Annotated in this window: 21 protein-coding genes; 3 read left to right on the top strand and 18 right to left on the bottom strand. The window is 39.5% G+C overall.

Features of this window, described 5'->3' with window-relative positions:
* Positions 1–10 precede the first annotated feature (10 nt).
* From BM086_RS17720 to BM086_RS17740, 5 genes are all read right to left on the bottom strand, one after another.
* Positions 11–658: an HAD family hydrolase gene (locus tag BM086_RS17720; protein ID WP_092330422.1), complete on the bottom strand. Its 648-nt coding sequence runs from the start codon at positions 656–658 to the stop codon at positions 11–13.
* Positions 659–784: 126 nt separating this feature from the next.
* The gene (locus BM086_RS17725) at positions 785–2,038 is read right to left on the bottom strand and encodes a hypothetical protein (RefSeq protein ID WP_092330425.1); all 1,254 of its coding nucleotides are present in this window, start codon (positions 2,036–2,038) and stop codon (positions 785–787) included.
* 103 nt (positions 2,039–2,141) lie between these two features.
* Positions 2,142–2,771, bottom strand: coding sequence for a lactate utilization protein (locus BM086_RS17730; protein WP_092330429.1), 630 nt, complete (start codon positions 2,769–2,771; stop codon positions 2,142–2,144).
* Positions 2,772–2,934: 163 nt separating this feature from the next.
* Complete coding sequence (locus BM086_RS17735) at positions 2,935–6,042, bottom strand: glycoside hydrolase family 2 TIM barrel-domain containing protein (protein ID WP_092330433.1); 3,108 nt, start codon at positions 6,040–6,042, stop codon at positions 2,935–2,937.
* Positions 6,043–8,607, bottom strand: coding sequence for a hypothetical protein (locus BM086_RS17740; RefSeq protein WP_092330437.1), 2,565 nt, complete (start codon positions 8,605–8,607; stop codon positions 6,043–6,045). It lies immediately after the preceding gene.
* An 82-nt stretch (positions 8,608–8,689) separates the two neighbouring features.
* Between BM086_RS17740 and BM086_RS17745 the strand changes: the two genes are divergently transcribed.
* Positions 8,690–9,178, top strand: a complete 489-nt coding sequence (locus BM086_RS17745; protein WP_092330442.1) for a DUF402 domain-containing protein — start codon at positions 8,690–8,692, stop codon at positions 9,176–9,178.
* Positions 9,179–9,186: 8 nt separating this feature from the next.
* On the opposite strand, the gene BM086_RS17750 is transcribed toward BM086_RS17745, so the two are convergent.
* From BM086_RS17750 to BM086_RS17775, 6 genes are all read right to left on the bottom strand, one after another.
* A complete protein-coding gene (locus BM086_RS17750) occupies positions 9,187–10,380 on the bottom strand; it encodes a cell wall hydrolase (RefSeq protein WP_175560358.1) in 1,194 nt (397 codons plus the stop codon).
* Positions 10,381–10,388: 8 nt separating this feature from the next.
* Positions 10,389–10,871, bottom strand: coding sequence for a deoxycytidylate deaminase (locus BM086_RS17755; protein WP_092330446.1), 483 nt, complete (start codon positions 10,869–10,871; stop codon positions 10,389–10,391).
* Between the two features lie 101 nt (positions 10,872–10,972).
* Positions 10,973–11,602: a uracil phosphoribosyltransferase gene (gene upp, locus BM086_RS17760; RefSeq protein WP_092330451.1), complete on the bottom strand. Its 630-nt coding sequence runs from the start codon at positions 11,600–11,602 to the stop codon at positions 10,973–10,975.
* 117 nt (positions 11,603–11,719) lie between these two features.
* Positions 11,720–12,157 (bottom strand): ribose 5-phosphate isomerase B, encoded by a 438-nt coding sequence (rpiB, locus tag BM086_RS17765; protein WP_092330456.1) that lies wholly within the window; start codon positions 12,155–12,157, stop codon positions 11,720–11,722.
* 110 nt (positions 12,158–12,267) lie between these two features.
* Positions 12,268–13,326, bottom strand: a complete 1,059-nt coding sequence (locus BM086_RS17770) for an L-threonylcarbamoyladenylate synthase (protein WP_092330460.1) — start codon at positions 13,324–13,326, stop codon at positions 12,268–12,270.
* Between the two features lie 3 nt (positions 13,327–13,329).
* Positions 13,330–15,033, bottom strand: a complete 1,704-nt coding sequence (locus BM086_RS17775) for a glycosyl hydrolase family 18 protein (protein WP_092330463.1) — start codon at positions 15,031–15,033, stop codon at positions 13,330–13,332.
* A gap of 781 nt (positions 15,034–15,814) precedes the next feature.
* On the opposite strand from BM086_RS17775, the gene BM086_RS17780 reads away from it, so the two are divergent.
* Positions 15,815–16,615 carry an adaptor protein MecA gene (locus tag BM086_RS17780; protein ID WP_092330468.1) on the top strand — a complete coding sequence of 267 codons (801 nt, stop codon included), beginning with the start codon at positions 15,815–15,817 and terminating at the stop codon, positions 16,613–16,615.
* A gap of 240 nt (positions 16,616–16,855) precedes the next feature.
* Here BM086_RS17780 and nifJ read toward each other — a convergent pair whose 3' ends face one another.
* Complete coding sequence (nifJ, locus tag BM086_RS17785; protein WP_092330473.1) at positions 16,856–20,386, bottom strand: pyruvate:ferredoxin (flavodoxin) oxidoreductase; 3,531 nt, start codon at positions 20,384–20,386, stop codon at positions 16,856–16,858.
* A gap of 514 nt (positions 20,387–20,900) precedes the next feature.
* Here nifJ and BM086_RS17790 point away from each other — a divergent pair.
* The gene (locus BM086_RS17790) at positions 20,901–21,071 is read left to right on the top strand and encodes a DUF362 domain-containing protein (RefSeq protein WP_026517500.1); all 171 of its coding nucleotides are present in this window, start codon (positions 20,901–20,903) and stop codon (positions 21,069–21,071) included.
* Positions 21,072–21,226: 155 nt separating this feature from the next.
* Here BM086_RS17790 and dnaB read toward each other — a convergent pair whose 3' ends face one another.
* The 6 genes from dnaB to BM086_RS17815 all read right to left on the bottom strand — a co-directional run.
* Entirely contained in the window at positions 21,227–22,570 is a 1,344-nt protein-coding gene (gene dnaB, locus BM086_RS17795) for a replicative DNA helicase (RefSeq protein WP_092330478.1), read from the bottom strand.
* A 1-nt stretch (position 22,571) separates the two neighbouring features.
* Entirely contained in the window at positions 22,572–23,018 is a 447-nt protein-coding gene (rplI, locus tag BM086_RS17800) for a 50S ribosomal protein L9 (RefSeq protein ID WP_092330483.1), read from the bottom strand.
* A 3-nt stretch (positions 23,019–23,021) separates the two neighbouring features.
* Positions 23,022–25,073 (bottom strand): DHH family phosphoesterase, encoded by a 2,052-nt coding sequence (locus tag BM086_RS17805; protein ID WP_092330487.1) that lies wholly within the window; start codon positions 25,071–25,073, stop codon positions 23,022–23,024.
* Between the two features lie 247 nt (positions 25,074–25,320).
* The gene (locus BM086_RS17810; protein ID WP_092330492.1) at positions 25,321–25,896 is read right to left on the bottom strand and encodes a hypothetical protein; all 576 of its coding nucleotides are present in this window, start codon (positions 25,894–25,896) and stop codon (positions 25,321–25,323) included.
* Positions 25,897–26,013: 117 nt separating this feature from the next.
* The gene (locus BM086_RS21100) at positions 26,014–26,154 is read right to left on the bottom strand and encodes a hypothetical protein (protein ID WP_175560359.1); all 141 of its coding nucleotides are present in this window, start codon (positions 26,152–26,154) and stop codon (positions 26,014–26,016) included.
* Between the two features lie 89 nt (positions 26,155–26,243).
* The coding region (locus BM086_RS17815) for an IS200/IS605 family accessory protein TnpB-related protein (RefSeq protein ID WP_141107781.1) at positions 26,244–26,746 on the bottom strand (503 nt) is incomplete at its 5' end.

Below are 26,746 nucleotides of genomic sequence, written 5' to 3' on the forward strand. Positions count from 1 at the left end.
GCAGCGTTTTTCAAAGCTCACATATATCCATAAGTTTATCCACACAGGCAAAGAGCTTTCCTCTTGTTTCTTCATCAGGCTGTGTAAGATCCGGAACCATGATTACATTACATCCTGCAAGATAAGCGCTGGTAACTCCATTAGGTGAATCTTCTACAGCAAAAGTCGCCTTTGGCGAAAGTCCAAGCTGCTCACAGGCATAGGAGTAAATATCCGGTGAAGGTTTACCCTCTTTTACCATATCAGCACAGATTATCTTATCAAAAAGCTCAAATAATCCAAGCTTATTAAGATACCCCTTTGTGCGCTCATAATCATTTGCAGTTGCTATGCATGTAAGAATCCCGTTCTCCCTAAGCCACATCAGGATTTCTTTTGCTCCGGGCTTTAAGGGTATCCCTTTTTCTTTTATCATATCTACTACAATCTCTTTCCTATACTCGCGCACTTTATCGTAGTCAAAGTCTTCACCAAACCACTCTTTAAACTTAAGAGGAGCAAATGGTCGCCCCAAAGACCTAAGTTCTAAAGGCATCCAGGGCTCACACTTATATCCAAAGTGTTCAAGTGCCTCCGGCCAGGCTTTCTGATAAAACTTTTCTGTATCTGTGAGCGTACCGTCAAGATCAAATATGACAGCTTTTATGTCTTTTTTCATCAATTTCTCTTTTCTTAAATAATGTGTCTCCAAATTAACTTACATTATCAGCGCAATGTTCATAAAGCACCATTCCAATAATTACTTATCTGTTTCCATTTTTATCAGAACATATTTATGAATAAATCACAGCTCATAGTACTCCGCATTGATATACCTTGTATCATCCTCAAACGCCGATGTCTCTGGCTGCAATTCCATTTCTGCAGAACCATTTCCGAATAAATTTCCAAACAATGATTTCACGCTACTTGTTCCAATAAATGCGACATCGCTTGAAACCGCGCTAACAGCAGCTTTCTGCTCGTTTGAACAGTTGACTTTTGCGCAGTCCCTTATCTTAAGGCGCTGCCTTATAAGTTCTTCTGGAACATCTTTTTCGATCTTAAGAAGCGCACAATCTCTCACAAGCACTCCCTCTGTAGCTCTTTCCAGAGTTGTTCTGTCAAGGGTTGCCATTGCCATATCTTCCATTACCACGCCTCGGCTGACTATCATATTGCTGCAGATTGCTTTAATCTCATTCAGCCTAAGAACACATTCTTTCTGCGTAGTAATATCTCCCTCTACAAAAAGAGACTCAATCCTATTTAGCGCATGCATGTTCTCAGCAGCAACGTGCAAATGACCAATGATATAAAGATTAGTTCCATAAGTATTTACAAACTGCTCGTCAAGTTCATTCTGGTCAGCCACGATCACATTGCAATTATCCGGAATTTCTACAATCTTAGCTTCTATATTAAAAAGTGGAAGTGCCGTTTCAAGATGGCTTTTTCTAATATATATTTTACCGGTTGAAAACTTAACATTTTTCGCAGCAAGCTTTGTAAAATCAGTTTCAATATCCCCGTCATAAATAAACGACGCAGCATAATAACCTGTATTTTCCTGCGCTCTTAGCGGGAAATACTTATCCAGTCTGTACTGATTGTCCATGAGCACATAATCATCTGGATATGCCTTTGTTATACCATTGATGGTAAGCCCCGGGAATGGCAAAAGAGATGCAATACTTCTTGGGCACAGAATAACACCGTTAACAGTTATCCTGCTAAATCTCTTTAGTACCTCCTGGCTTCCGGGCGCTATCTTTAACATACCATTTACAGCTATTGATGTTCCTTCCGGAACTGAAGAATCAGGCGCTATCTCATATATTCCATTGACATTCTGAGTCTTACATCCCGGTTCTTCTGTAAAATCTTTCGTTCTTACTTCTTCAGCCTTAATATTAAAAGGTAATCTGTTCAGTACCTCTTTGCTTCGGTCATCAACAATCAGTTTCTCTGTATAAACACGAATCTGGCTGAACTCCCTATAGTTGTCTTCATTGATTCTTCTAGCGTCACAAGTTTCACAGTTAATTCGTAGTTTCATCTATTCCCCCAATTACTCTGTTCCATAAAAATAACATGAACACCTGCAATCACTAGGGAAACGCTAATCAAAGCGTTTCCCTAATGATTTGATAAGTCATTCTTTAGAATCCCAGATTATCATTGACCAGGATCACATGTATTCTGTCTTTATGCCTTGAAAACCTTGTAATAAGGAACTGACAGCATATAGTGTCAGGTGATTTGCAGTCCATGCATGTACCAAGCTTTGCACAAGGAGTAGAAAGCCCAAATCTCTGAGCATTCGTAGGCGCTGCAACATTTCTTGCTCTCTTCATTGCACTATCAATATCAGCGCAGACCTTATTCATCCCAACTATGAAAAGAACTTTCTTAGGTCCCTGAGCTATCATGGAAACACGATTCGAATTACCATCAATATTCACGATAATTCCATCATCAGTCATAGCATTTGCACTTGCCAGGAAGAAATCTGCATCGTAGGACTCAAGCATGCATGCCCTCTTATCTTCTGCTTTATCTCTGTCAATAAATCTGTAATTGCCGGTTTTAACTGCATCTACAAGCCCAATCTCGTGAGCGCTCATTGCTCCGCCCATTGCAATTGAGCTACCCTCAGGAATAATCTCAAGTGCCTTCTTAAGAGCCTCTTCTTTATTAGCGGCATAATACCCGGTCATATTTCTTGACTCCAGCCCTTTAATAACCTTCTGTGCCAAAAGTTCATTCCTTTTTACAATATTTTCGTCCATAGCCATCTCTCCTACTAGTACATCGTTTCTTAAATAACCAGACCAACTTCTTGTCTGTTTGCTTGATAGCACAGTTCCCCAAGTAGTCAAAATCTTAATTATTTATCGTTATCCTACATCAAAAATAACAATTGCCAGTTTCTTTTTGTAACCTCTAATAATTTCAGATTCCCTTAAAGCTCATAACAAATGTAAGTTTCTTGTCATTAGGAAGAAGGAATTCCGAATGAGTCTTAGCTCCCCATGAATCATCTCCTGCTATTCCCATCTGCATGCTACTGCAACGAACAACTGTCTTGCAATACCTTGGAAGTTCGTATGGATGCTCTGCTGCCTCAAGTTCTTCCGGTGTATATGGAAGAGCACTAAAGTTCATGGTATCAGGTGCCTCAAACAAAAGACCTCTTCCCTTATTATCCATAATCTTAGCCCAGCGAACTCCTGTCCTGTTTCCAGTTTCCTGTGGACGCAGATATTTCTCCATCATATCCTCAACACTGCGACTATATATTCCAAGTTTTGCGCCCTTATTTCTATCAACATAGTTCTCTTCAGGACCATTTCCATAATACTCAACCTTATTGAAGTCTGCGCTGAACTTAAACAGCATTCCAAATTCAGGCATTGGTGTTAGTCCCTTTACAGGCTCAAATTCCTCTTTTATCCATACTCTGCCATCTCCTGTAACATTGTATGTAATAAGAACAGCTGATGCCGGCACTGTTGGAAGATAATGCTTGAAAGTCACACTAACACTGCATTTATCCTCTTTTACAATAGGATACTTGGAACGTTCTTCCCAGTCACCATTTTTGTAATCATTTGATTCCTCCATGATTGGGGATGGTGAAGCATAAAGACTTGCAAGCTTCCACTGGGCATATCTGGCAGCCATCCTATTTCCCTTATCATTATCAACAGGCGCACGCCAGAAATTAGCTTTGGGAACGCTCTCGATAAGTTCTCTTCCGCCATAGCGATATGACACAATATTTCCCATATCTCGGTTAAAGAGTACAGAAAAATGATTGCCCTTTACGCCCAGGTTATAGTCGCCCTTGATTACCTTTAGTTCCCCACAGCTTACATAAGTTGATGCAGAGGTCTTAAATACTCCCTGTCCAAAAGCAACTTCATGTCCGCGCTCTGCCCAGCTTGTATCCTCTCTCAATCTGAATGAAACAGTAACTGCATACTCTTCAAGAGGGAACGGCCCATTCTCGTTATAGCTTTCAGCTCCAACAACTGCCATCTTTTCTCTGATAGCCTCAGGAAGCTCATATTCTTTTTCAGAAAGAGGCTCAACATCTGTTGCCATGCGCTTTTCAAGAATCTTCTTTCCGTCTCTTTCAAGAACAACTATGCAGTCATACTCATTTGTATTTGTGAAAAGAGCTGTATTTCTGATCTTAACATTGTCAGCTTCCACAGTTACCTTGATGCTCTGATAGTTAAACTTAACATCCTGCATCTTAGCGTAAGGATTTCTCTGACCATCAACTATTCCATTTCCGCTAAAGTTGTAGTCGCATGGTCTTTCACCATGGTCACCGCCATAAGCCTGGAATTCTTCACCAAATCTATTTTTCTTGCGGATAGACTGATCAACATAATCCCAAATAAAGCCACCCTGATATCTCGGCTCCCTGTCTGCAAGATCAGTGTATTTGAACATACCTCCACAGGAATTTGCCATGGCATGTGTATACTCACAACAAATGAAAGGCTTATCCGTATGTTCCTTCAAAAATTTCTCGATGCTGCTTACAGAAGGATACATCTGGCTTTCCATATCGCTTGTATCATTATAGGTTCTGTCATGGCAGATTCCCTCATAATGAACAAGTCTGTCCGGATCAAGCTTTCTAAAGAGCTGTGACATCTCATAAGGCACCTTTCCGCCATGAGACTCATTACCAATTGACCAGATAAGCACGGACGGATGATTCTTATCAAGCTGATAAGTTGAATTAATTCTGTCAAGCATGACAGCCATGCAGTTCTCTCTGCTGCCGGGAATCGCATAAGGTATAGCCGCCTCATTGCCAAGATGTGACCAGCTTCCATGGGTTTCCATGTTGTTCTCAGCTATCATATAAAGTCCGTAGATATCGCATAGTTCATAGAGCTTTGCAGAATTCTGATAGTGGCTGGTTCTTATGGCATTGATATTATTTTTCTTCATAGTAATAATATCCTTAAGAGTCTCCTCATAAGTAACTACACGCCCTGTCTCGCAGGAAAACTCATGCCTGTTAACTCCCTTGAATACTATTCTCTTGCCATTGATGAGCATAAGCCCATCCTTCATCTCAAATTTTCTAAAGCCGACATTCTGTCTGACAACCTCAGTAATCTCTCCCTGAGAATCCTTTACGCGGAGTACAAGCTGATAGAGCTGCGGATCCTCTGCGCTCCAGAGCATTGGTGAAAAGACCTTCTCAGTTGCCACAACATCTTTTCCATTTGAAACAGTTCCTTTGACAACCTGATGATTGTTTCTATAAAGAACATACTCCGTTGTGCAGCCTTCACCCTTTGCATCAATAGTCAGCTCAAGCTCTGCCTCACTAAAGTCATCATTTAATACTGTGCGAACCTTCACATCATTTAAATGTACTTCAGGAATTAGCTGAAGGTAAACATCCCTATATATTCCTGAAAATCTAAAGAAATCCTGATCTTCCATCCAGCTTGAAGAAGTCCACTTTATAACCTGCGCAGCAAGTTTATTGATTCCTTTTTTCAGGTAAGGCGTCAGATCAAACTCAGAAGGTGTAAAGGTATCTTCACTATAGCCAACATATTCTCCGTTAAGCCACAATGCAAACCCACTCTCTACGCCTTCAAATACAATATGAACTTCCTTTCCATCCCAACTATCAGGCAGTCTGAAATACTTTACATAGCTTCCAACGGGGTTAAACTCCTCCGGAACCTGACCAAGTTCAATCTTCTCATGACCATCCCAGGGATACTGAACATTTATGTAGGCAGGAACATCATAGCCTTCCATCTGCATATGTGCAGGAACTCTAATATCATCCCAAAAGTTACAGTCATAGTCTTCTTTTTCAAACCCCTTAACTGTGTTTCTATATGCCTTTGCATAATGAAACTTCCAAAGACCGTTTAAAGACAATCTAAGTGATGATACTTTTTCAAAAAGCTCATCCTCAGTCGCATATGCCACAAAATCTCCATGCGCAGGAAGAACATTATCCTTAAAAATCTCAGGGTTTTTAACCATTTCAAAATCAAAATTCTCCATTTAGTTATCCTCCATCAAATAGGTTATAAAATGGTTTCCATTTTCTTCAAACATTTTTTCCGAATCATTCATTCCATATTTATACACTGTGCCTGTCATCGGATTCATAAGTACAGTATTAAGATCATTAAAACCGATCAAAAGAAGCGCTGTCCCATCGTTAAGCATAGCCATTACCGGAATATCCTGATTTACATAATAAAGCATAGCTGACATCGGACATCCATCAAGGTCGATAATCTGCGCACTTGGAAGCGACTTCTCAAGTATCTGATTCACGCCCTGTCCTGATTCAAGAAGCGTCTCCACATTACGACTTATTCCCTCAAATGAAAGAATCATCTCAAGACATACTGCCACAGGATTCTTGGAAGTCATATCCTCATAGTTCTCTGCATTTCTTGTAATAGCCATTATCTGGTTCGACTTTAAAAGATTTCCCTTCACCCATACATACTTATTATTATCGCCGACAACGGTTGCTGGCGACGAATAAGCTGTTTTTACAGCCTGCGCGGAATCTGAGTAAATGCCTTCCATTCCCATCAGGCCATAAACATAATAAAAAGGATTTTCTTTGCTGTCCCGGCCTGAATCTATTTTGACATTTCTATCGCCTTCAAACAAAGTCTGCGCCGGAGTAAGCACTCTTAACTGCTTTGTCTTTATCTCACTCTTTGCATTTATCTGCACAATCTTTTCATAAACGTCTACAGAGACCACAGATACCACATTACTTCCACTCTCAGGTTTAAGCGTGCTTACAATCTGATCGTCATAGGTGCTTACATACTTAACTGCTTCTTCATCTTTTACCACACGGGTCATTTTAATCTGATTATCAACTATACGCGCAGAGGTAACATAAATCCCCTCCGGTTTGTAGTTTTCCAGTATATTTCCCTGGCTGTCCTGTATTCTTATATTATACATGGCAAAAACAGGATTTCCCATCTGGTCAGTTAAAACATCACTTTCATGAACAAGACCATATACCATGTCCTCGCCCATAAATCCAAGAATTCTTATCAGATCTCCACTATCAGCGATTATCACTGAAGTGGCTTTCGTGCTTAGATTTATCATGTTAAGGCTCTTTAAATCTTCGTTCTGCCATGCAATTGTGCTCTTTGAATCAGAAATCTTATAATTGCCGCCTCCGATTGACTCAACCAAAAGCGAAACCGATCTTTCATTTAAATCTATCTCATAGATATTCTGATCCAGCATTACAAAAAATACTTCACTGGAATTTGCATAAGCTATAGTATTGACGTATTCCATTACTATTTCAGGATCAAATCTGCTTTCTATGAAAACCTGTTCCTCAACTGCATTAAGCGTAGAATTATAGTCATAAACAGCAATTCCTGTCTCGCCTTCGTGCATTCCTCTATTCATATATCCTGCAACGGCGAACTTTACATTTCCGGCTTCATCTACCTTTAATATCTTTATGTCATTCTTATCCCATCTTGTTCTTATGTCATCATTTTCATTGTCATAGAACCCAAAAAGATATGCCAGCTTGTTTTCTGAATTATTGAGCATATAAAGCCTGTTCTCGGACACAAAGGCAAACGCTGTTCCTGAACTGCTTTCCACAAGCTGTATATCGGGACTTGAAATACTAAGTCCTATCGTATTCTTGGTAATGGAAAAAGAATTCGAATCAAATACATAATTCATGGTTCTTTCATAGTTGAGAAGATAAATCCTGTCGGATGTATATCTCACTCTGAAAGCCTCTTCAACGTCATATATTTTATTAGACGCACCTTCCTTGATGCTGACTCTGTAAAGCAGCTTATAACTTCCAGTCTGTGGGTGAATATCAGTAACATATATCTCCGGCTCTGTATGTCCTGATACTTCCAGGTCTCCCCAGGTGACCTGATTAAAACTGCTATGAATATTTACTTTGTTAAAAGATGTATTGTCACCTTCTGAATTAGACTCAAGGTATCTTGAATACTCTGAAGCTTTTTCCTTGTCAAAAGTCGCCTCGCTAAATGATCTTACAAATTCAACTTCATCATCAATATGATATCTGCTATCATCATTCGTCCAGATAATCCTTGTGTAAAACCTTGCTCTTCCCCTCTCAGTATCCATCAGCATTACAAGCATATACTCTGTATTTTGCGCTATAAGATCTTTTACCTGAAAAGAGCCTTTGATAACTCCGGAATCATCTTTATAGTCCTGAAGCTCTGTGCTTTCCACAAGTCCTGAACCATTTATATTTCTCACTTCAAAAGAAATATTGGACACACTTTTTCCATAGGTATCTATTTTAAAGGAAACATCTCTGTTGCTGCCTATAGGTATAATAGTCCCACGCATATGACTGACATCCATTTCAGTCAGGTAGCCATGAAGTGGATTTATTTTCTTATGACCACTGGTAAATGTCACTGTGGGAAGAGTCGCTTCTGACATCTGCGCTGTCATATCAGCATTATCCTCATTTGAAAACTTGCTGATAACAAGCACTGCTATAACAAATACCAATATCGCATATATTGACTTTAATAACGTTATTTTGACAGATTTTTCTTGCATAATTGACTTTCAATTTGAATAATAGTAATATTTTCGTAATACAATTTAAGTTGTTTGCTGTTTTCTCATGAAAGGAGTTAATATGAAACATCCAATCTTGTACCGCAAACGATTTATCCCTGATGAGTGCGTTCTTCTTAATAACGATATTATATTGGAATGCACTGACACCATGATCATAACCAAGTGGAATACCATTAGAAAAAGATGCGATCTTTCCCACGGGTATTCCTGCTATTACCTTGACCGCGGTTATAAAATCAGTAAATTTCTGCGTGATGACGGAAGTCTTTTGTGCTGGTACTGCGACATCATAACCTGGGAATATGACTCCGACAAAAATACTCTTCTTGTTATCGATCTTCTTGCAGATGTCAAAATCTTCCCTGACGGACAAATGAAAATAGTAGATCTCGATGAGTTATCAGAAGCCTTTGAGCAAAGACTTATAGATGAAACTCTTCTTAAAAAGAGCCTGCTCTCACTGAACAAGCTCCTTAATGATCTTTACGAAAACGACATTTCTTCGCTTACTGCTCCTATAGAGAAAATAATCTCAGAAAATGCTTAATCTCCTATTTAATAAAATACGTGCCCTCCAATATTTATTCCGGAAAGCCCCGGAACCGGCGTTCTAAAATAAACACAGTTTCCAACATTTGAATATCCGCTCATAGCCTCATCCGCCGCCTGATAACAAGCTGCAGATGCTTTTCCCTCTGCCAGTGCAAGAGCAAGTCTTCCACTAGCTACCGGTGAGAACTGTTTGTTCTGGTAAATAACACCAACGAGAGTATCAGGATAAACTGAGCTGAGCACTCTGTTAATTACGACTGCGCCAACAGCAACTTTTCCCTCGTAGGGTTCACCACCTGCTTCGCAGTAGATCAGATTTGCCAAAAGATATCTGTCTCCCTCAGCAAATGTCACCTCAGAAATATTTCTCCACGCAGACGAAGCTGCCAGCTTGGATAAACGTATTTCTTCTGCAAGTTTAGCCTCAAGGTTCTTAATATCTTCTTCCTGTGCCTTTATCTGATTTTCAAGTGCCTGGGCTTTCGCCTCTGCGCCTGAAATATCATTGGCATATTGCTGGATAGAACCCGAAGTCTGTGACACCAATCCAGAAACTCTGCTCTGTTCAGCCTTGGCTTTTACCTGATAATCTTCAAGTTCTTCCCTTTCAAGCTGCAAAGCCGCTTCCTTTGCCTCGATATTTTCCCTGTTCTCGATATATTTCAAAAACATTTTCCTATCATAGGCTGAGAGCTGTTCAATATAATTATTCTGATTTAGAAAATCCGCAAAACTTGTAGCCCCCAAAAGCATATCCACAAAAACAAATCGCTGCTTTTCATAAATAAACTGAATACGCTTTTTCATGCTGGCATACTGATCTTCTTCAGTCTTTCTTGCCAGTTCAAGCTCCATTATTGTATTTTCTATTTCAGTCTTTTTATCTCCAATCTGCTCTTCCAGATCTGCAAGATTACTGCTCACTTCAGAAAGCTGTGTATTCAACTTGTTAAGCTGCCCCTGAAGTGATGACTTTTCTTCGTTCATCTCCACGATATCATCTTTTGTATTATCAAGCTCATTCTGGGATTGTTTCTTTTTTTCTTTTGCATCCTCAAGCTTTTTTCTTGTAGATTCTGTAGCATCAGCTCTTATTGATACAGAAGTCATAGATAAAGCAAGAACGCTCAAAAGCACCACCCCTGTGCCTGCTAATCTCTTTATGAAATTGCTTCCCCTGGCATCTCTTTTTTGCATAGTTCAAGTCAAATAGTAATCTTTATATTTCTGCCACTTGGCTGATATTTATAATATCTGACCCCTGCAGCATCAAACATTTTCTTGGATGCCTTAGTTGTCACTGAATCACTGTATTTATCACTATCATAAACAACAGTGCGAATTCCCGCCTGAATGATTGCTTTGGCGCACTCATTACATGGGAATAAAGAAACGTAAATCTTAGCTCCTACAAGACTTCCGCCCCGATAGTTAAGAATTGCATTAAGTTCACTGTGAGTTACGAAAGGATATTTAGTTGACATCTCATCCTCTCCGTCTCTCTCCCATGGGAAATCCTCATCTGAACATCCCTTGGGAAAACCGTTATATCCCATAGAAAGGATATTGTTATCCTCACTTACTATGCAGCTTCCAACCTGAGTGTTAGGATCCTTGGACCTCATAGCGGCAAGCTTTGCCACTCCCATAAAGTATTCATCCCAACTAATATAATCTTCTCTTTTCATTAAATCCTCCGAAGATTCATCAGTTACTGTTCACTCGCTACCGGCTTACTCCAGTAACTAATTCGCGACTTTTTTGTCTGAACAGTAATTCCCATCCGTCCTTACTTTGTTCCAAATATTCTATCGCCTGCATCTCCAAGACCCGGAACAATATATCCATGCTCATTAAGCTTCTCATCCAAAGAACCTACATAGATATCAACATCAGGATGAGCTTCCTGCATAGCCTTAAGTCCCTCAGGCGCAGCAATGATGCAAAGGAAATGAATATGCTTGCAGCCTCTGTCCTTGAGCATCTGAATAGCAGCTACAGATGAACCGCCTGTTGCCAGCATTGGATCGACTACAAAGATTTCTCTCTCTGCAACATCAGCCGGCATCTTGCAATAATACTCGACAGGCTTAAGTGTTTCAGGATCACGATACAAACCGATATGTCCGACTTTGGCTGTAGGAATAAGTGCAAGCATTCCATCAACCATTCCAAGACCTGCTCTTAAAATCGGAACAACGCACAGTTTTCTTCCCTTTAACTCTTTTACAGTTGTCTTGCAGATAGGTGTGTCAATCTCAACATCCTTAAGCTGAAGATCTCTTGTTGCCTCATAACAGATCAGCATAGCAATCTCGCTGATAGTCTGTCTGAAAGTCATCGTACCTGTATCAGTTCTTCTGATAAAACCTATCTTATGCTGTATTAACGGATGATCCATAATAACTACTTTTCCCATATTCGCCTCCTATTTTTAAAACAAAGATTATCATTTTTATCTTTTGCTATATCACTATTAAATCTTTTTTCACAACCCACACAGAACAGTGCGCATTTTTTGTCTGCCCGGTAACTATTATTTCTCAAGTTCTGCAATCTTAGCTATTCTTCTGCTGTGTTTTTCAAGATTTGAAAATGGAGTATCTAAGAATGTATCTACAATCTCATTTGCAAGAAGAGGTCCTACAAGACCGCCACCCATAGCAAGGACATTTGCATCATTGTGTTCTCTTGTAAGTCTCGCTGTTGTTGTCTCGGAGCAAAGAGCGCATCTGATACCTTTTATCTTGTTTGCAACGATTGAAATTCCAATTCCTGTAGTGCAGATAACAATGCCTTTTTCACATTCTCCTGCTGCTACTGCCTTAGCTGCTGCTGCTCCAAAATCAGGATAATCGCAGGAACTGTTGTCATATGTTCCAAAATCCTTGTACTCTATATTTCTCTCCTGAAGGTGTTTTTTAACTGATTCCTTTAATTCCAATCCACCATGATCACTTGCTATTGCTATCATTTCCTTATCTTCCTTTTCATTATGATTTTTTCTATAAACTAAACGACAGATTTTCTGACATTTAGTTACTGAATCATTTCTTTATAAACAGTAATGACATTTACTAATGATTATACCACTTTTACGTTATGTCCTGCTGCCTTTAATAATCGGTTCATAATAGCCTGTCCGATTCCGCTATCATCAAAAGATTCTGAAAACATCACATCAATATTTTCATCATCAAACTCTCTTAAGACCTTGAAAAGCTCATGAGCAATAGTTCTCTCATCTTCTCTGTTGCCAACGCTTTTGACAACATCAGCACTATAAAGCTTCATCGTAGCATCAGTACCGATGATGCCTACTCTCTTGCCCTCTGCCATTGCTTCTTTCGTGCTCTTATTTATATAATCGACAACATTGTCCTGCTGCCCTTGCACGATCATAAGCTGGCCCTTTGGAGCATAATGTCTGTATTTCATTCCCGGAGCTTTGGGTTTCTCCGCAGAAGAACCATCTATTATCGTCCTGTCTATGCTTATCTCACCAAGCACATCTTTAAGCATAGAAGCAGTGATATATCCCGGTCTTAATATCATTGGGACATCTGATGTAAGATCAACGATTGTTGACTCAAGGCCAATTCCCACCTGGCCGCCATCAATTATCATCTCAATCTTGCCCGAAAGATCTTCTTCGCAATACCTTGCTATTGTAGGACTAGGCCTACCGGAAGTATTAGCGCTTGGAGCTGCAATATAGCCGCCTGACTGTCTTATGAGTTCAAGCGCTATCTTATTATTTGGCATTCTTATCGCCACAGTATCAAGTCCGCCTGTAGTCTCATAGGGCACTTTTTCATTTTTATTCATTATCATTGTGAGTGGTCCGGGCCAAAATGCCTTTGCAAGCTTTTTTGCTGATTCCGGTACTTCTTTTACAATATCAGCAAGATCCTCCATATTTGCCACATGCACAATAAGTGGATTATCCGAAGGTCTTCCCTTTGCAGCATATATCTTTTTGGAAGATTCAGGATTAAGCGCATCTCCGCCAAGTCCATATACTGTTTCTGTAGGAAAAGCAACAAGACCGCCCTCTTTTATTATTCTTCCTGCCTCTTCAAGTCCGGCCTGCGCCGTTTCATCTATATCATTTTCATCTATTACTATTACTTTTGTTTCCACTTTTTATTCCTCGATATAACTTGCTATCACATCCCAGATATCACTGGTCTCCATTCCAAGTGACCATTCTGCGATTCCCGCGATATTCTGAGCTCTCATTGAATCAATCTTCTGTTTGATAGAAGTAGCATCCTCAACCCATATCTGATTTAAGGTGCCATTAGAAGATCTAAATTCACCATAATTCTGTCCTTCATCAGGATTCCATGTCAGTTCTATATTATGGTTTGCTATGTATTCCTGAGCAACCTTCATTGAAACCGCTTCACTTGAAAGCGCTCCGTTTGTAGTATGCCATATTCTTGTATAAAAAGGAACTGCGTTAATTACCTTTGAAGGATCAACCTTCGCTACAGTATTCTTAAGTCCGTTTTCAACATAACTAAGTGATGCCACAGAACCTGCCTCAGCAGAACCTGCATAGTGCTCATCATACCCCATTATGATCACATAATCCGCAACTATTCCCTGCTCCTTAATGTCATAGTGGTCATTGAAATTCATAGGTACATAATCATCTATAGAAAAAACAAGTCCGTTCTTTCTGCAGGCAACTGATAATTCTCTTACAAACTCTATATAAGCCTGTCCATCTTCTGTAGAAATAGTCTCAAAATCAAGATTGATTCCGTCAACGCCATTCTCAGCCGCAAGTGACATAAGATTATTTATAGCATTTTGTCTGCTGGAAAATCTGGATAAAAACTCTGAGGTAGACACCTCCTGACTACTTGTAAAGTTATCCACAAGTGCCCACACTTCAAGCCCAAGTTCATGTGCCTTCTTAGTATAAGCTGTAGAAGCAATGCTCTCTATAGTGCCATCTTCACTACCAATCTTGTACCAGGTCGGACAGACAACATTAAGGCTCTTAGCCCCTGACACAGTAGAAACTAATGTATCATTTCCTGCCGGGCCGCCTATATTATGGAAGCCAAGGTTTATCTTCTTATTTCTATTTAAAGAAGTATATTCTTCCTCAACATAATCCTCCACAGGAATCGGACTCTCTGTTGTAGTGTCGGAAAGCTTCTTGTTTTCAACATAACCGATAAAGCTATCTCCCGATTTTACCTTGGACCAGTTCTCGAGCTCTTCAAGCACAATAACCTTGTCGCCCTTACTAAGTTCCTCTAAAACTTCGCTTTTTATTCCGCCACGTAATCTAAGCTGTGTATCCTTGGAAACGGTTGCCACTGTCACATCATCCCACTTAGTTGTAAGCTGCATGTGATTTGGACCTGTAAAGCCTTCATATTCAAAATTGGTGAACTTCTTTACAAAATCCAATGCAAGATACAATGTATCGTTTTCCATTTTTGAAATTGCATATCCCACATCTTCATTATTTCCATCTGAATCTTCCCAAATAGAAGTTCCAATCTCAGAATGTATAACTTTAGTTGCTGTGGTATAAAAGATTAAGTTATCAGCTTTTCCATAAAAAAATCTTCTGTTCAGATATTTTTGAACTGAAGCAAAATCCATATAATAATGATCATCAAAAAGTCTTGCTCTTTCTTCTATACGCTCATTACCAAGAATGATCGCGACATCTGTATCATCCTGAATGTCGAAGTAATCATTAAGGTCTGCTTTTTCTGTGCTGTATGAATACTTTTTCATAAAAATCTGAGCGGCATACACTCCGCCAATAACAAAAATAAGGGCGATTATAATAATCGCCGGAATCACTTTCTTTTTCATTTTCCTGGCTCCTTTACAATCGCCCTTTATTATAACAGACTATTAAGTTTACGTCATTATGAAAGTCATGTTGCTATCTATCAAAACAATAATATAAAAAGTAAATTATATATATTAATGATCATTGTATATGTCAAGGCGGGGTCCTCTATCTATTCAATAATTTTTCGTTACCGTTCACTCACAATCAACTCGCTTCAGAATCTGATTTGAGCATTCCTGCATGAACTGTAACATTTTTTCTTGATATTTTGCAACTTCTTTTCCTGAATAAGCTTTGCGCTTATGAACCAAAAGGCTGTCTTGCCGTGATAAATCCCATAAAAGCCGCAAAAGACCTTTTCAACAGTTGACGTAAATTAATAAAAAGAAGCGCCATTCACCAAACCCTTAGTATATTGTATGTGTCGTCATACCAAATATGGTATAATAATAGTAGGAAAGTACTATTATTTGTCTATGCGTTTGTTGTTTGTGAATAATTTTAAGAACTTAAATCGAAACTTTCTAGTAAGACATCCCGTTTTTTAACGGAATAGTTGAAAAGTAAGACTTTAATGTTCTAAATCAGACTCCTCCTTTCCGGGCTCAAATACTCGGTCAGGCGCCTCACAAAAACAATGCTATCATAAAATTCTTAAGATTTACCATCGAAAATTCTTAAGATTTTATGTAGATGGAAAAAAAATAATAATTTTTCCCATTTATGACGATACATCTATTGACATATAATAGTCTTTAAATTAGTATCAATGTATTCCAAAGTCAGGAGGTAAGCATCATGAAAATTGAAAAAGTCAATGATCACCAGATCAGATGCACACTTACCAAAGATGACCTTGCGAAGCGTGACCTTAAGATTACAGAGCTTGCATATGGCACCGATAAGGCCAAAGAGCTGTTTCAGGACATGATGCAACAGGCTAATTTACAATATGGTTTTGATGCAGAGGATACGCCTCTTATGATAGAAGCTATCCCAATCAACTCTGAATGCATCGTCCTGATCATCACCAAGGTTGAAGATCCGGAAGAACTTGACACCAGGTTCTCCAATTTCGCCCCATCAGTTCACGAAGATGATGACGAATATGAATACGACTATGATTACGATGAGGACGACGATTACGAGGAAGACGATGAAGAGGATGTTATGGGACTCTTCAGACGGTTACAGCACAGTAATATGAATGACAATTTTGAACCGTCATTTAGTGGTTCTTTCTCCGATTCAAAAAAGCTTAAGGAAAAAACTGCAAACACAAAGAAGAAAGGACAGCTCAGCAAAAAAGGCTTCAAGATCTTTTCTTTCGACTCCATTCATGAAGTTACAAAATTTGCAGCAATAGTCAGCAAGAAATTCAATGGTTTAAACACTCTTTATAAGAACGAGAATAACAATAAATATTATCTCATTCTTCATCAGGGAGATCTGGATGACAACATTTTCGCCAATATCTGTTCTTTACTTACAGAATATGGCAAGACAGAGTTTGGCAGTACAGCAGAAGTTCAATACTTAGATGAACATTATACAACTCTTGTTAAAGATAATGCTGTGCAGACACTTTCTAAGATTTGAATATGATTTAAAAAAGACCGGTTCATTTGAATCGGTCTTTTTCTTTTCATATGCAATCGCGTACAAAACTATCTGTTACATAAAATGTGTATTAGAACAAATAATTGCTTGTAACTCTTTGTAACCAGCAACGTTCATATCAGAACATTTATTTATTAAGCAGAAAGTAATTGATAAAAACAGGCAGGAGACGAACCGTCTCCTGCCCGATTGTGATTATATTATGCTCTTACCTATGAATTACTCATTTCCATAAAGGTTAACAAGTTTTTCAAGATAAGCTCTGTGCTCCTTAGCATGCTGAGCTGCAGCAGCGTTGAGCTTAGCTGCTCTCTCAGGATTCTTGAGCTTAAGTGAAAGGTATCTAACCTCACCATCAAGGAAGCTCTGGAAGTCTTCTGTTGCAGGCTTGGAATCAAGAGTAAACTTCTTCTCTGCCTGAGGATTGAATCTGAACATATCCCAATATCCTGTAGCAACAGCCTTCTTCTCTTCGTCCATAACCTTGTTCATACCAGCCTTAAGACCCTGGTTGATACATGGAGCATAAGCGATGATAAGTGAAGGTCCTGGATAAGCCTCAGCCTCTTTAATTGCGTTGATGGTCTGCTGCATGTTAGCACCCATAGCGATCTGTGCAACATATACATAACCATAGCTCATTGCGATAGAAGCAAGGTCTTTCTGCTTAATCTCTTTACCGCCTGCAGCGAACTGTGCAACAGCACCTGTAGGAGTAGCCTTTGATGACTGTCCACCAGTATTTGAGTAAACCTCTGTGTTTACAACAAGAACGTTTACATCCTTACCGGAAGCAAGTACATGGTCAAGACCACCAAATCCGATATCGAATGCCCATCCGTCACCACCGAAGATCCACTGTGACTTCTTAGCAGCAAAGTCTTTATTCTTAAGAACGTACTTTGCAGCATCTGAGCTGTCGCCCTTAAGTGCTTCTACAAGAGCATCTGTAGCTGCTGTGTTCTCAGAACCGATGTTGAATGTATCAAGCCACTTCTGAGCAGCATCCTTAGCAGGACCACCTGCAGCAACGATATTCTCAACCTGCTCTTTGATTGCATCACGAAGTGCATTCTGAGCAAGAACCATACCCATACCAAACTCAGCATTATCTTCGAACAGTGAGTTATCCCATGCAGGACCCTGTCCCTTAGCATTTACTGTGTAAGGTGTTGAAGGTGAAGAGTTACCCCAGATTGATGTACATCCTGTAGCATTTGCAACATACATTCTGTCACCAAAGAGCTGAGTAACAAGTTTAACATAAGGTGTCTCACCACAACCTGCGCAAGCGCCTGAGAACTCAAGGAGAGGCTGCTTATACTGTGAGCCCTTGATTGTTCCTTCACCAAACTTAGCAACAACATCTTCCTTAATTGGAAGTGTAACTGCATAATCGAAGTACTTCTGTTCTTCCTTATTAGCAGCGATAGCACCCATCTTAAGTGTCTCACCCTGCTTATTTCCAAGACATACATTAGCGCAAGAACCGCATCCTGTACAGTCAAGAGCAGAAATAACAACTGCAAACTTGTAACCAGGCATTCCTGTAAGTTCTTTTGTCTCAAGTCCTTCCGGAGCCTTAGCAACTTCGTCATCTGTAAGAGCAATAGTACGGATTGCAGCGTGAGGACAAACGAGTGAACAGAATCCACACTCTACGCACTTTGTAGAATCCCACTTAGGAACATTAACTGCGATTCCTCTCTTCTCGTATGCTGCTGAACCTGAAGGTGTAGCACCATCAACGTAAGGAAGACAATCTGAAACTTTAAGTGTATTACCTTCCTGAGCATTAACCTTAGCCTGAATATTATTAACGAAGTCAATAACATCCTTTCTTGAGCCTTCTGCCTTCTTGAAGTCAAGACCTTCGTCCTGTGCATCCTTCCAGCTCTCAGGAATCTCAACCTTGATGAGGTTCTTAGGATCAGCACCTGCATCAATAGCATCCCAGTTCTTCTTAACGACATCTTCACCCTTACGGCCGTATGTCTTCTGAGCTGCATCCTTCATGAACTTAATAGCATCAGCTTCAGGAATGATCTTTGTGATATTGAAGAAAGCTGACTGAAGGATTGTGTTAATTCTTGTAGGTCCCATACCAACTTCAACACCAATCTTAGAACCATTCATGATGTAGAAGTTAATCTTGTGATCATACATGAATTTCTTAACCTGTCCAGGAATCTCAGCCTCAAGCTGATCAACTGTCCATGGGCAGTTAAGAAGGAATGAACCACCATCAACAAGTTCCTGAACCATATTGAACTTGCGGATATATGATGGATTATGGCATGCTACGAAGTCTGCCTTCTTGATGAGGTAAGTTGACTTGATAGGCTTCTTACCAAATCTAAGGTGAGACATTGTAACACCACCTGACTTCTTAGAGTCATAATCAAAGTATGCCTGAGCATACATGTCTGTGTTATCACCAATGATCTTGATAGAGTTCTTGTTAGCACCAACAGTACCATCAGCGCCAAGTCCCCAGAACTTACAGTTTGTTGTTCCCTCTGGAGTTGTAACAAGAGGAGCACCAGCATCAAGTGAAAGATTTGTTACATCATCCTCAATACCGATTGTGAACTCTTCCTTCTTGTCATTTTCAAATACTGCAACGATCTGTGCAGGTGTCGTGTCCTTTGAACCAAGTCCATAACGTCCACAGAATACTGGAACTGACTCGAACTTTGTTCCCTTAAGAGCTGCGATAACATCAAGAGCAAGAGGCTCACGATATGATCCTGGCTCCTTTGTTCTGTCGAGAACTTCGATTCTCTTAACAGATGCAGGAATTGCATCAACAAGAGCTTTAGCTGAGAATGGTCTGTAAAGGCGAACCTTAACAACACCAACCTTCTTACCCTGCTTTTCAAGATAATCGATTGTCTCTTCGATTGTATCGTTTACAGAACCCATAGCAACGATAACTACCTCTGCATCAGGATCTCCATAGTAGTTAAAGAGCTTGTAATCTGTACCGATCTTAGCATTAACCTTATCCATGTACTTCTGAACGATGTCAGGAAGTTCATTATAGCCTGTGTTGCAAGCTTCTCTTGTCTGGAAGAAAATATCAGGGTTCTGTGCAGATCCCATCTGGCAAGGATGATTTGGATTAAGAGCGCCAGCCTTGAATGCATCAATTGCCTCATGGTTAACCATCTCATCAAGATCCTTATAATCCCAAACCTCAATCTTCTGAATTTCATGTGATGTACGGAATCCATCAAAGAAGTTAATGAAAGGAATTCTTCCCTCGATTGCTGCGCAATATGCTACAGGTGTTAAATCCATAACTTCCTGTACGCTAGAATCGCAAAGCATAGCAGCACCTGTCTGACGGCAAGCGTAAACGTCGGAATGATCACCGAAGATGTTCAATGCATGTGAAGCTACGCAACGAGCTGATACGTTGAATACTCCAGGGAGTCTCTCACCGGCTACCTTGTAGATATCAGGGATCATAAGAAGAAGTCCCTGTGAAGCTGTGTATGTAGATGTAAGAGCACCTACTACAAGTGATCCGTGTACAGCGCCTGCTGCACCAGCCTCAGACTGCATCTCTGTAATCTGAACTGTACGACCGAAAATGTTCTTTTTTCCGGCTGTTGCCCATTCATCTACATGCTCTGGCATAACAGATGATGGTGTGATCGGGTACATAGCAGCTACTTCAGTAAAAGCATATGAAGCATATGCAGCTGCTTCGTTACCGTCCATGGTTTTCATGTTTCTTGCCATTTTGATTCCTCCTACCTTATTTGGTTTTTATATTTAGCCATTCAGTTCCGCACTAAAAAATGCATAGCATTTCCTCGCTGTGGCTTCTTGCCAAATGGACAAGTGTAAAAATTCTGAATTATCACAAAATTCTTACATTTGCCCGTTTGGCCACTGAATTGCTTGAAATCGCGCAAAAACGCCCTCCACAATCCTTTTTCCTCCCTAGAAATCAGTTGTGACGGACATCCTCCACTAATATTCTGCCGCTTTCAATAGTACCATTAAAACCATACAACTGTCAATGTTTATAAGGGTTTGACGGCATTTTGTGTAAGCGTTTACATTTTCAGTCTTTATCTATATTGTCAGTTAATTTATATTAATTTAATGTTTTCATCTGATAAAAGTTTTCGATTATAGACTTGCGCAAAAAAGCTTGTTATTATATCATTATCATGTATCAAAGATTGGCAATGGCAAATCCAATCTGTTTTTGTTACAAAAAAAGGCATTTATATGGAAGGAGATTATTATGGCATACGTTATTAGTGATGGTTGCATCAGCTGTGGATCATGCGCTGCTCAGTGCCCAGTTTCAGCTATTTCTCAGGGAGACGCTCAGTACGTTATCGACGCTGACACTTGCATCGACTGCGGTTCATGCGCTGCTCAGTGCCCAGTTTCAGCTATTTCTCAGGGTTGAGCCAAACAAAAAATATAAAAAGCACGTTTTCAAGTTTTTCTTGATAAACGTGCTTTTTTTCATGAACAGACTAAATTTTGATATTTGCTACTTCGTAGCATACGAGTCATAAGGCTAATAGGAATATTAATTGTCCCATATTTGATTTCAATTCATCAATGCCCCTTCTCTAAATTAGCAAACTTAGTAAATTCAGGCATCCACAATAGTTCTACAGTTCCAATTGGGCCATGTCTCTGTTTTGCTATGATAATCTCAGCAATTCCTTTTTTCTCAGTATCCTTATTATAGTAGTCATCTCTGTAGATAAACATTACCATATCCGCGTCCTGCTCAATAGCACCGGATTCTCGAAGATCTGAAAGCATAGGCCTGTGATCAGGTCTTTGTTCAACCGCACGGGACAACTGAGAAAGAGCTACTACAGGAACATTAAGCTCTCTCGCAAGCGCCTTTAATGATCTTGATATTTCTGAAATCTCCTGCTGTCTGGATTCAGAGCTTTTTCCTGTTCCTCCTGACATCAGCTGTAAATAGTCGATAATAATAACCTGAAGATCGAACTCCATTTTATATTTACGACATTTCGTTCTTAGTTCCTGAATAGAAATACTCGGAGTATCATCTATGATAAGTTTGGATGAACCTATAACATCTGCGCTTTCAATAAGCTTCTCCCAATCCAGATCCGACATATTACCGGTTCTTATATGCTGTGAGTCAACATGTGATTCCATGGAAAGAAGACGGTTAACAAACTGTTCCTTTGACATTTCCAGAGAAAACATCGCAACGCACTTCTTATCGTGAAATGCCATGTGCTCAGCTATATTAAGAACAAAAGCTGTTTTTCCCATAGCAGGTCTTGCCGCGATCAGGATAAGGTCAGAGGGCTGGAATCCGGCTGTATCATAATCCAGGTCAATAAAACCTGTTGCATGACCTGTAACATTACCCTTCATCTTACTTGCAATCTCTATCTTGTTCAGGGCATTCATTACTACCTGATCAATAGAAACAAAATCACCGGTATTGCGCTTCTGAGTAATCTTAAAGACTTTCTTTTCAGCCTCATTTAGAATGCCTTCCATATCATCGCCACCGGAATAACAGTCATTGATTGTCTCTTCGCTGACACGTATAAGTTTTCTTAAAGTTGACTTATCTGCAACTATTTTGGCATAATGCTTGACGTTTGCAGATGTAGGTACTACATTTATCAGATTTCCGATATATTCAGCACTGCTAACCTGAGGGGGCACATTCTTTTCCCTTAGCCTGTTCTGCAATGTAACAACGTCAACCGCACTGCCTTCTCTATTAAGTTCTACCATTGTTTCAAAAAGCGCGCCCAGCTGTCTGTCATAGAAATCTGCAGATGTTATGATCTCGGCTGCTACTTCTATAGCATCCTTGTCCATGATCATCGCGCCAACTACTGACTGCTCCGCCTCAAGACTATGGGGCGCCACTCTTTTTAATTGTACTTCGTCGGCCATATTACTGTTCCTTTACACTTACTTTTAGTGTTGCAGTAACCTGTGGGTGTAATTTAACAGGAATCTCGTATGTTCCAAATGCCTTGATAGGTTCAGGCATCTGAAGTTTTTTCTTATCAATGTCAAATCCAAATTGCTGCTTAGCAGCTGTAGCAATTTCCTTTGAAGATACAGAGCCAAAAACACGTCCGCCTTCTCCAGCCTTCATTGTAAGCTGTATTGTCTCTTTACTGATCTTCTCACCAAAAGCCTGAGCTTCTTCAAGCTGCTGCTTTGCTACGATAGCATCTCTTTTCTGCTGATTCTTAAGCTCGCTAAGGTTCTTTTGCGTAGCTTCAACTCCCAGTTTTTTAGGAATAACGAAATTCTTGGCATAACCATCGCTTACTTTTACAATCTCACCTTTTTTCCCTAATGTCTTAACATCTTCCAACAAAATAACCTGCATAAGTTATAATTCTCCTCCTTCAATCATCTTATCCAATGTATTCTTGATTATTTCAATCGCCTGCTGGAGACTTACTCCTTCAAGCTGACAACCTGCAGAACTCATGTGTCCGCCACCACCAAGTTTCTCCATGATGACCTGAACATTGACTTCATCAATTGATCTGGCGCTGATATAAACCTGATTCTGGTATTCAGTGCATATAAAGCTGGCTCTTACGCCCTTGATGTTCAAAAGCTCATTGGCAGCCTGAGCGCCAATAATAGTAGGGCTTTGAAGCTCATCATTTTTAAGGACAGAAATAGCATATCTTCCGCGATAAACAAATGCCTGACTTACTGCATCAGCCTTTGCCTTATACTCAACAGCATCTTCTCTGAAAAGCTTTCTTACTCTTGTCACGTCAGCACCGTTTCTTCTAAGGAAAGCTGCTGCCTCAAACGTTCTTACGCCGGTCTTATTCATGAAGTTATTCGTATCAACTATCATTCCGGAGTAAAGGCTGTCTGCTTCCTCATTCTTTATCTTGACATTCTCTCCGATATACTGAAGTATTTCAGATACCATCTCACACGCAGATGAAGCATATGGTTCAACATAAGAAAGCGTTGCATTCTCAACAACTTCAGTTCCTGCTCTGTGATGATCCAAAACAACAATTGTCTTGCAAAATCTAAGAAGCTCCGGACACTCAGTGATACTTGGTTTATTAACATCAACAACAACCAAAACAGTGTTGCTTCCAGCCATATCAATCGCCTGCTGATTGTTGATTATCATATCCTCTTCGTAATCAGGATTATTCTTAAACAAGTCAACCAATGGCTGCATTGAAGTTGTGACATCATTTAATACAATATGACACTTTTTATCCAAAGTCTTTGCAATTCGATATATTCCCACAGATGAGCCAAAACTGTCTACATCGCCAAGTCTGTGCCCCATTACAATAACTGTGTCTTTTCCTGAAATAATCTCTCTAAGAGCATGAGCCTTAACTCTGGCCTTAACTCTGGTGCTCTTTTCAATCTGCTGACTCTTTCCGCCGTAATACGAAATATTGTCATTACTCTTAACAACAGCCTGATCACCACCTCTGCCCAGCGCAAGATCAATCGCATTTCTGGCAAATTCATAGTTCTGTGCGTAAGATAATCCATCAAGTCCGATACCGATACTAAGCGTAACCGCCATCTCATTTCCGATATTGACCGTCTTGACATCCTCAAGAAGATCAAATCTCTGCTCCTTAAGCATCTCACAGGACTTCTTGGGCATTATGATAAAATACTTATCTTTCTCAAGTTTCTTGGCAATCCCATTGCATGAGGCAATGTATTTATTTATCTTTCTATCTATCAGCGCAGTTAAAAGAGAACGTCTGACCTCTTCTACACTATCAAGCGCTTCCTCATAGTTATCCAGATAAATAAGTCCTGCTGCCAAAGACTGATTATCAACCTCTTCAATAGCAAGTCTTAAAGCAGTCTCATCAAATAAATACACTGCTATCAGACTTCCCTCATACCCTTTGGCATCGATAATATCGCTATTTACAGCCATTTCATGAAGCGATATCCTCTTAAGCTTCATTGTATAATTGCTATTCTCAAATTCCAGTTCATAAGAAGCTTCTTCGTTCTCATCCGGAAACTTATCCGTTGTAATACTTGGGAAAAGAGATGTGATTGACTTCTTATATCCCTTCTCCACATGAGCAATCCGCTCAAATGCAAGGTTCGTCCACACCACCTTGCCTGTATCATCCAATACAGCATGAGCAAGGTCAAGTTCTCTCAAAAGCTTCTTCTGAATCTGCCCATATTGTGTAGCAAAACTCACCAACTCATTCATAATGATCGGCTTATTGTAAAAATTAAGGTACAAAACCACTATAAAATATAGCCCTGTGAACACAAGAAGAATCAATCCAGCTGTAATGTTAACAGAAAAAACAGCTGCATTGATCAGAACAAGTAATATCCCAAGATATGTAAAAACTCGAAGATAAGTCTTGAGTTTCCCTTTTAACCTGATTCGCTTTTGATTTGGCATGGTCCCATTCCCTTCCCCAACAACTCCATTGCTACTGTTCACTCGCTATCAGCTCACCTATCTGAACAGCAACACTCCGTTGCTCTGTATAGTATAGCACAGTTGCAGTCATAATGACAGCCAGCCCCAATATCATCTGACAGCATAAATATCACAAGATTTTTATGCGAAGCAATTTCCTATGAAATAAAAAAATGACTCCAGATAGTCAACCACTCTACCCGAAGTCATTTCAATCATCAAAATATTATTTGCCTACTCTTCCTTCTGCAATACCATAATTATTATAATGCTCTAACAATTTATCACCATCAGGGCCGATAGCAGTCTGAAGATCAGCATACCTTGTATAATAATTATAAGCATTGAACTGATCACTATTTCCTGCATAGTTTTTGAGATTCAGAACTGTAACCATGTTCTTTGCCTCAGCTTTTCTTGTCAGAATAGCCTTTGCTGCATCTGTTTTACCATTCTCACCAAAAAATCCCTGAAGATATTCAAATCCCGCATAACCATTCTCATCAAAAACCTGTGCGACATCTGTGCCTGCGCGGATTACAAATTTCATATCTTCGCCATTTTTCTTCCATTTAACAGTCACCTGCACATCTGGACGTTCGATCATCGCATCTCTTATTCCCGGAGAAAAAGAAGTATATTCACCACCTTTAATAGTTACCTTTTTACCAGCAGAAGCGTCTTTAATCTTGTTCGCAGTAGATTTAGCCCAAGATTCATAACTCTTAGCTCCTGCCGCATAACTTGTTATAGGCAGACAAAGAACCAGTACGATAAAAAATAGAACCAATAATCTTTTCATAGTGATTTCTCCCTTCACATATCGATATATAGTCTATTAATTATCATACAATAGAGTAGTAAAGCATGACAATTATTATTTTCGAAAAGGCACAAACCATATGAAACATCAGATACTTCATGCACAGCATCGATATATTGAAGCATCAGATACCTCATACTCAGCTTCGATATTCTGAACCTTTTCTTTTCCACATCCGATTACTAATGCACCTACCATTACGGTTAAAAGAATTGTTGCTACTAATTTTGTTCTCATGCGATTTATCTCCTACGTTATTATTTTATTTATGATTATTAATTGATGTTAAAAATCTTTTACATAAAATATTTATTAGTCAGTATCGCTTATGCAACACTTACTCTAATTGGATGTAACGCTACACCCTGTATTCCATCGGCATAAGCATTTGGAAATACTTTTTTCAAAATCTGATAAGCTCCATTCACATCTGCATTAATCTTAACACCATTGTTACTAACAAATAATCCTCTGTAGACTCTGCGAGATTTGTTATAATTGGCTTTTGTAGGTTCTTCATTATCCAGAAAACTTGTTCCACTTGTATAGCTTTCTTCTGTGAGAACTACATTTAATCCTACGTTTTGAGCTTTGTATTGAACCATCTGAATAAATCTCATATGCGGGATTCCAACAAATGATTGATTTGCTCGCTTGCTCATAGAAGATCCCTGTTTCCATTCCTTATTATTGCCAATCACAATAGTATTGAAACTATTATCTAAAGCATAATCAACAAGATATTTGCTGGCTTTGTGCATATAGTCATCAATCTTGTGATTTCGCCTTCTAGTAAGAGAATCCATTCTGTTTGTATAATCTCTATTGT

Source organism: Butyrivibrio sp. YAB3001, from assembly GCF_900112195.1.
Lineage (GTDB): Bacteria > Bacillota > Clostridia > Lachnospirales > Lachnospiraceae > Butyrivibrio.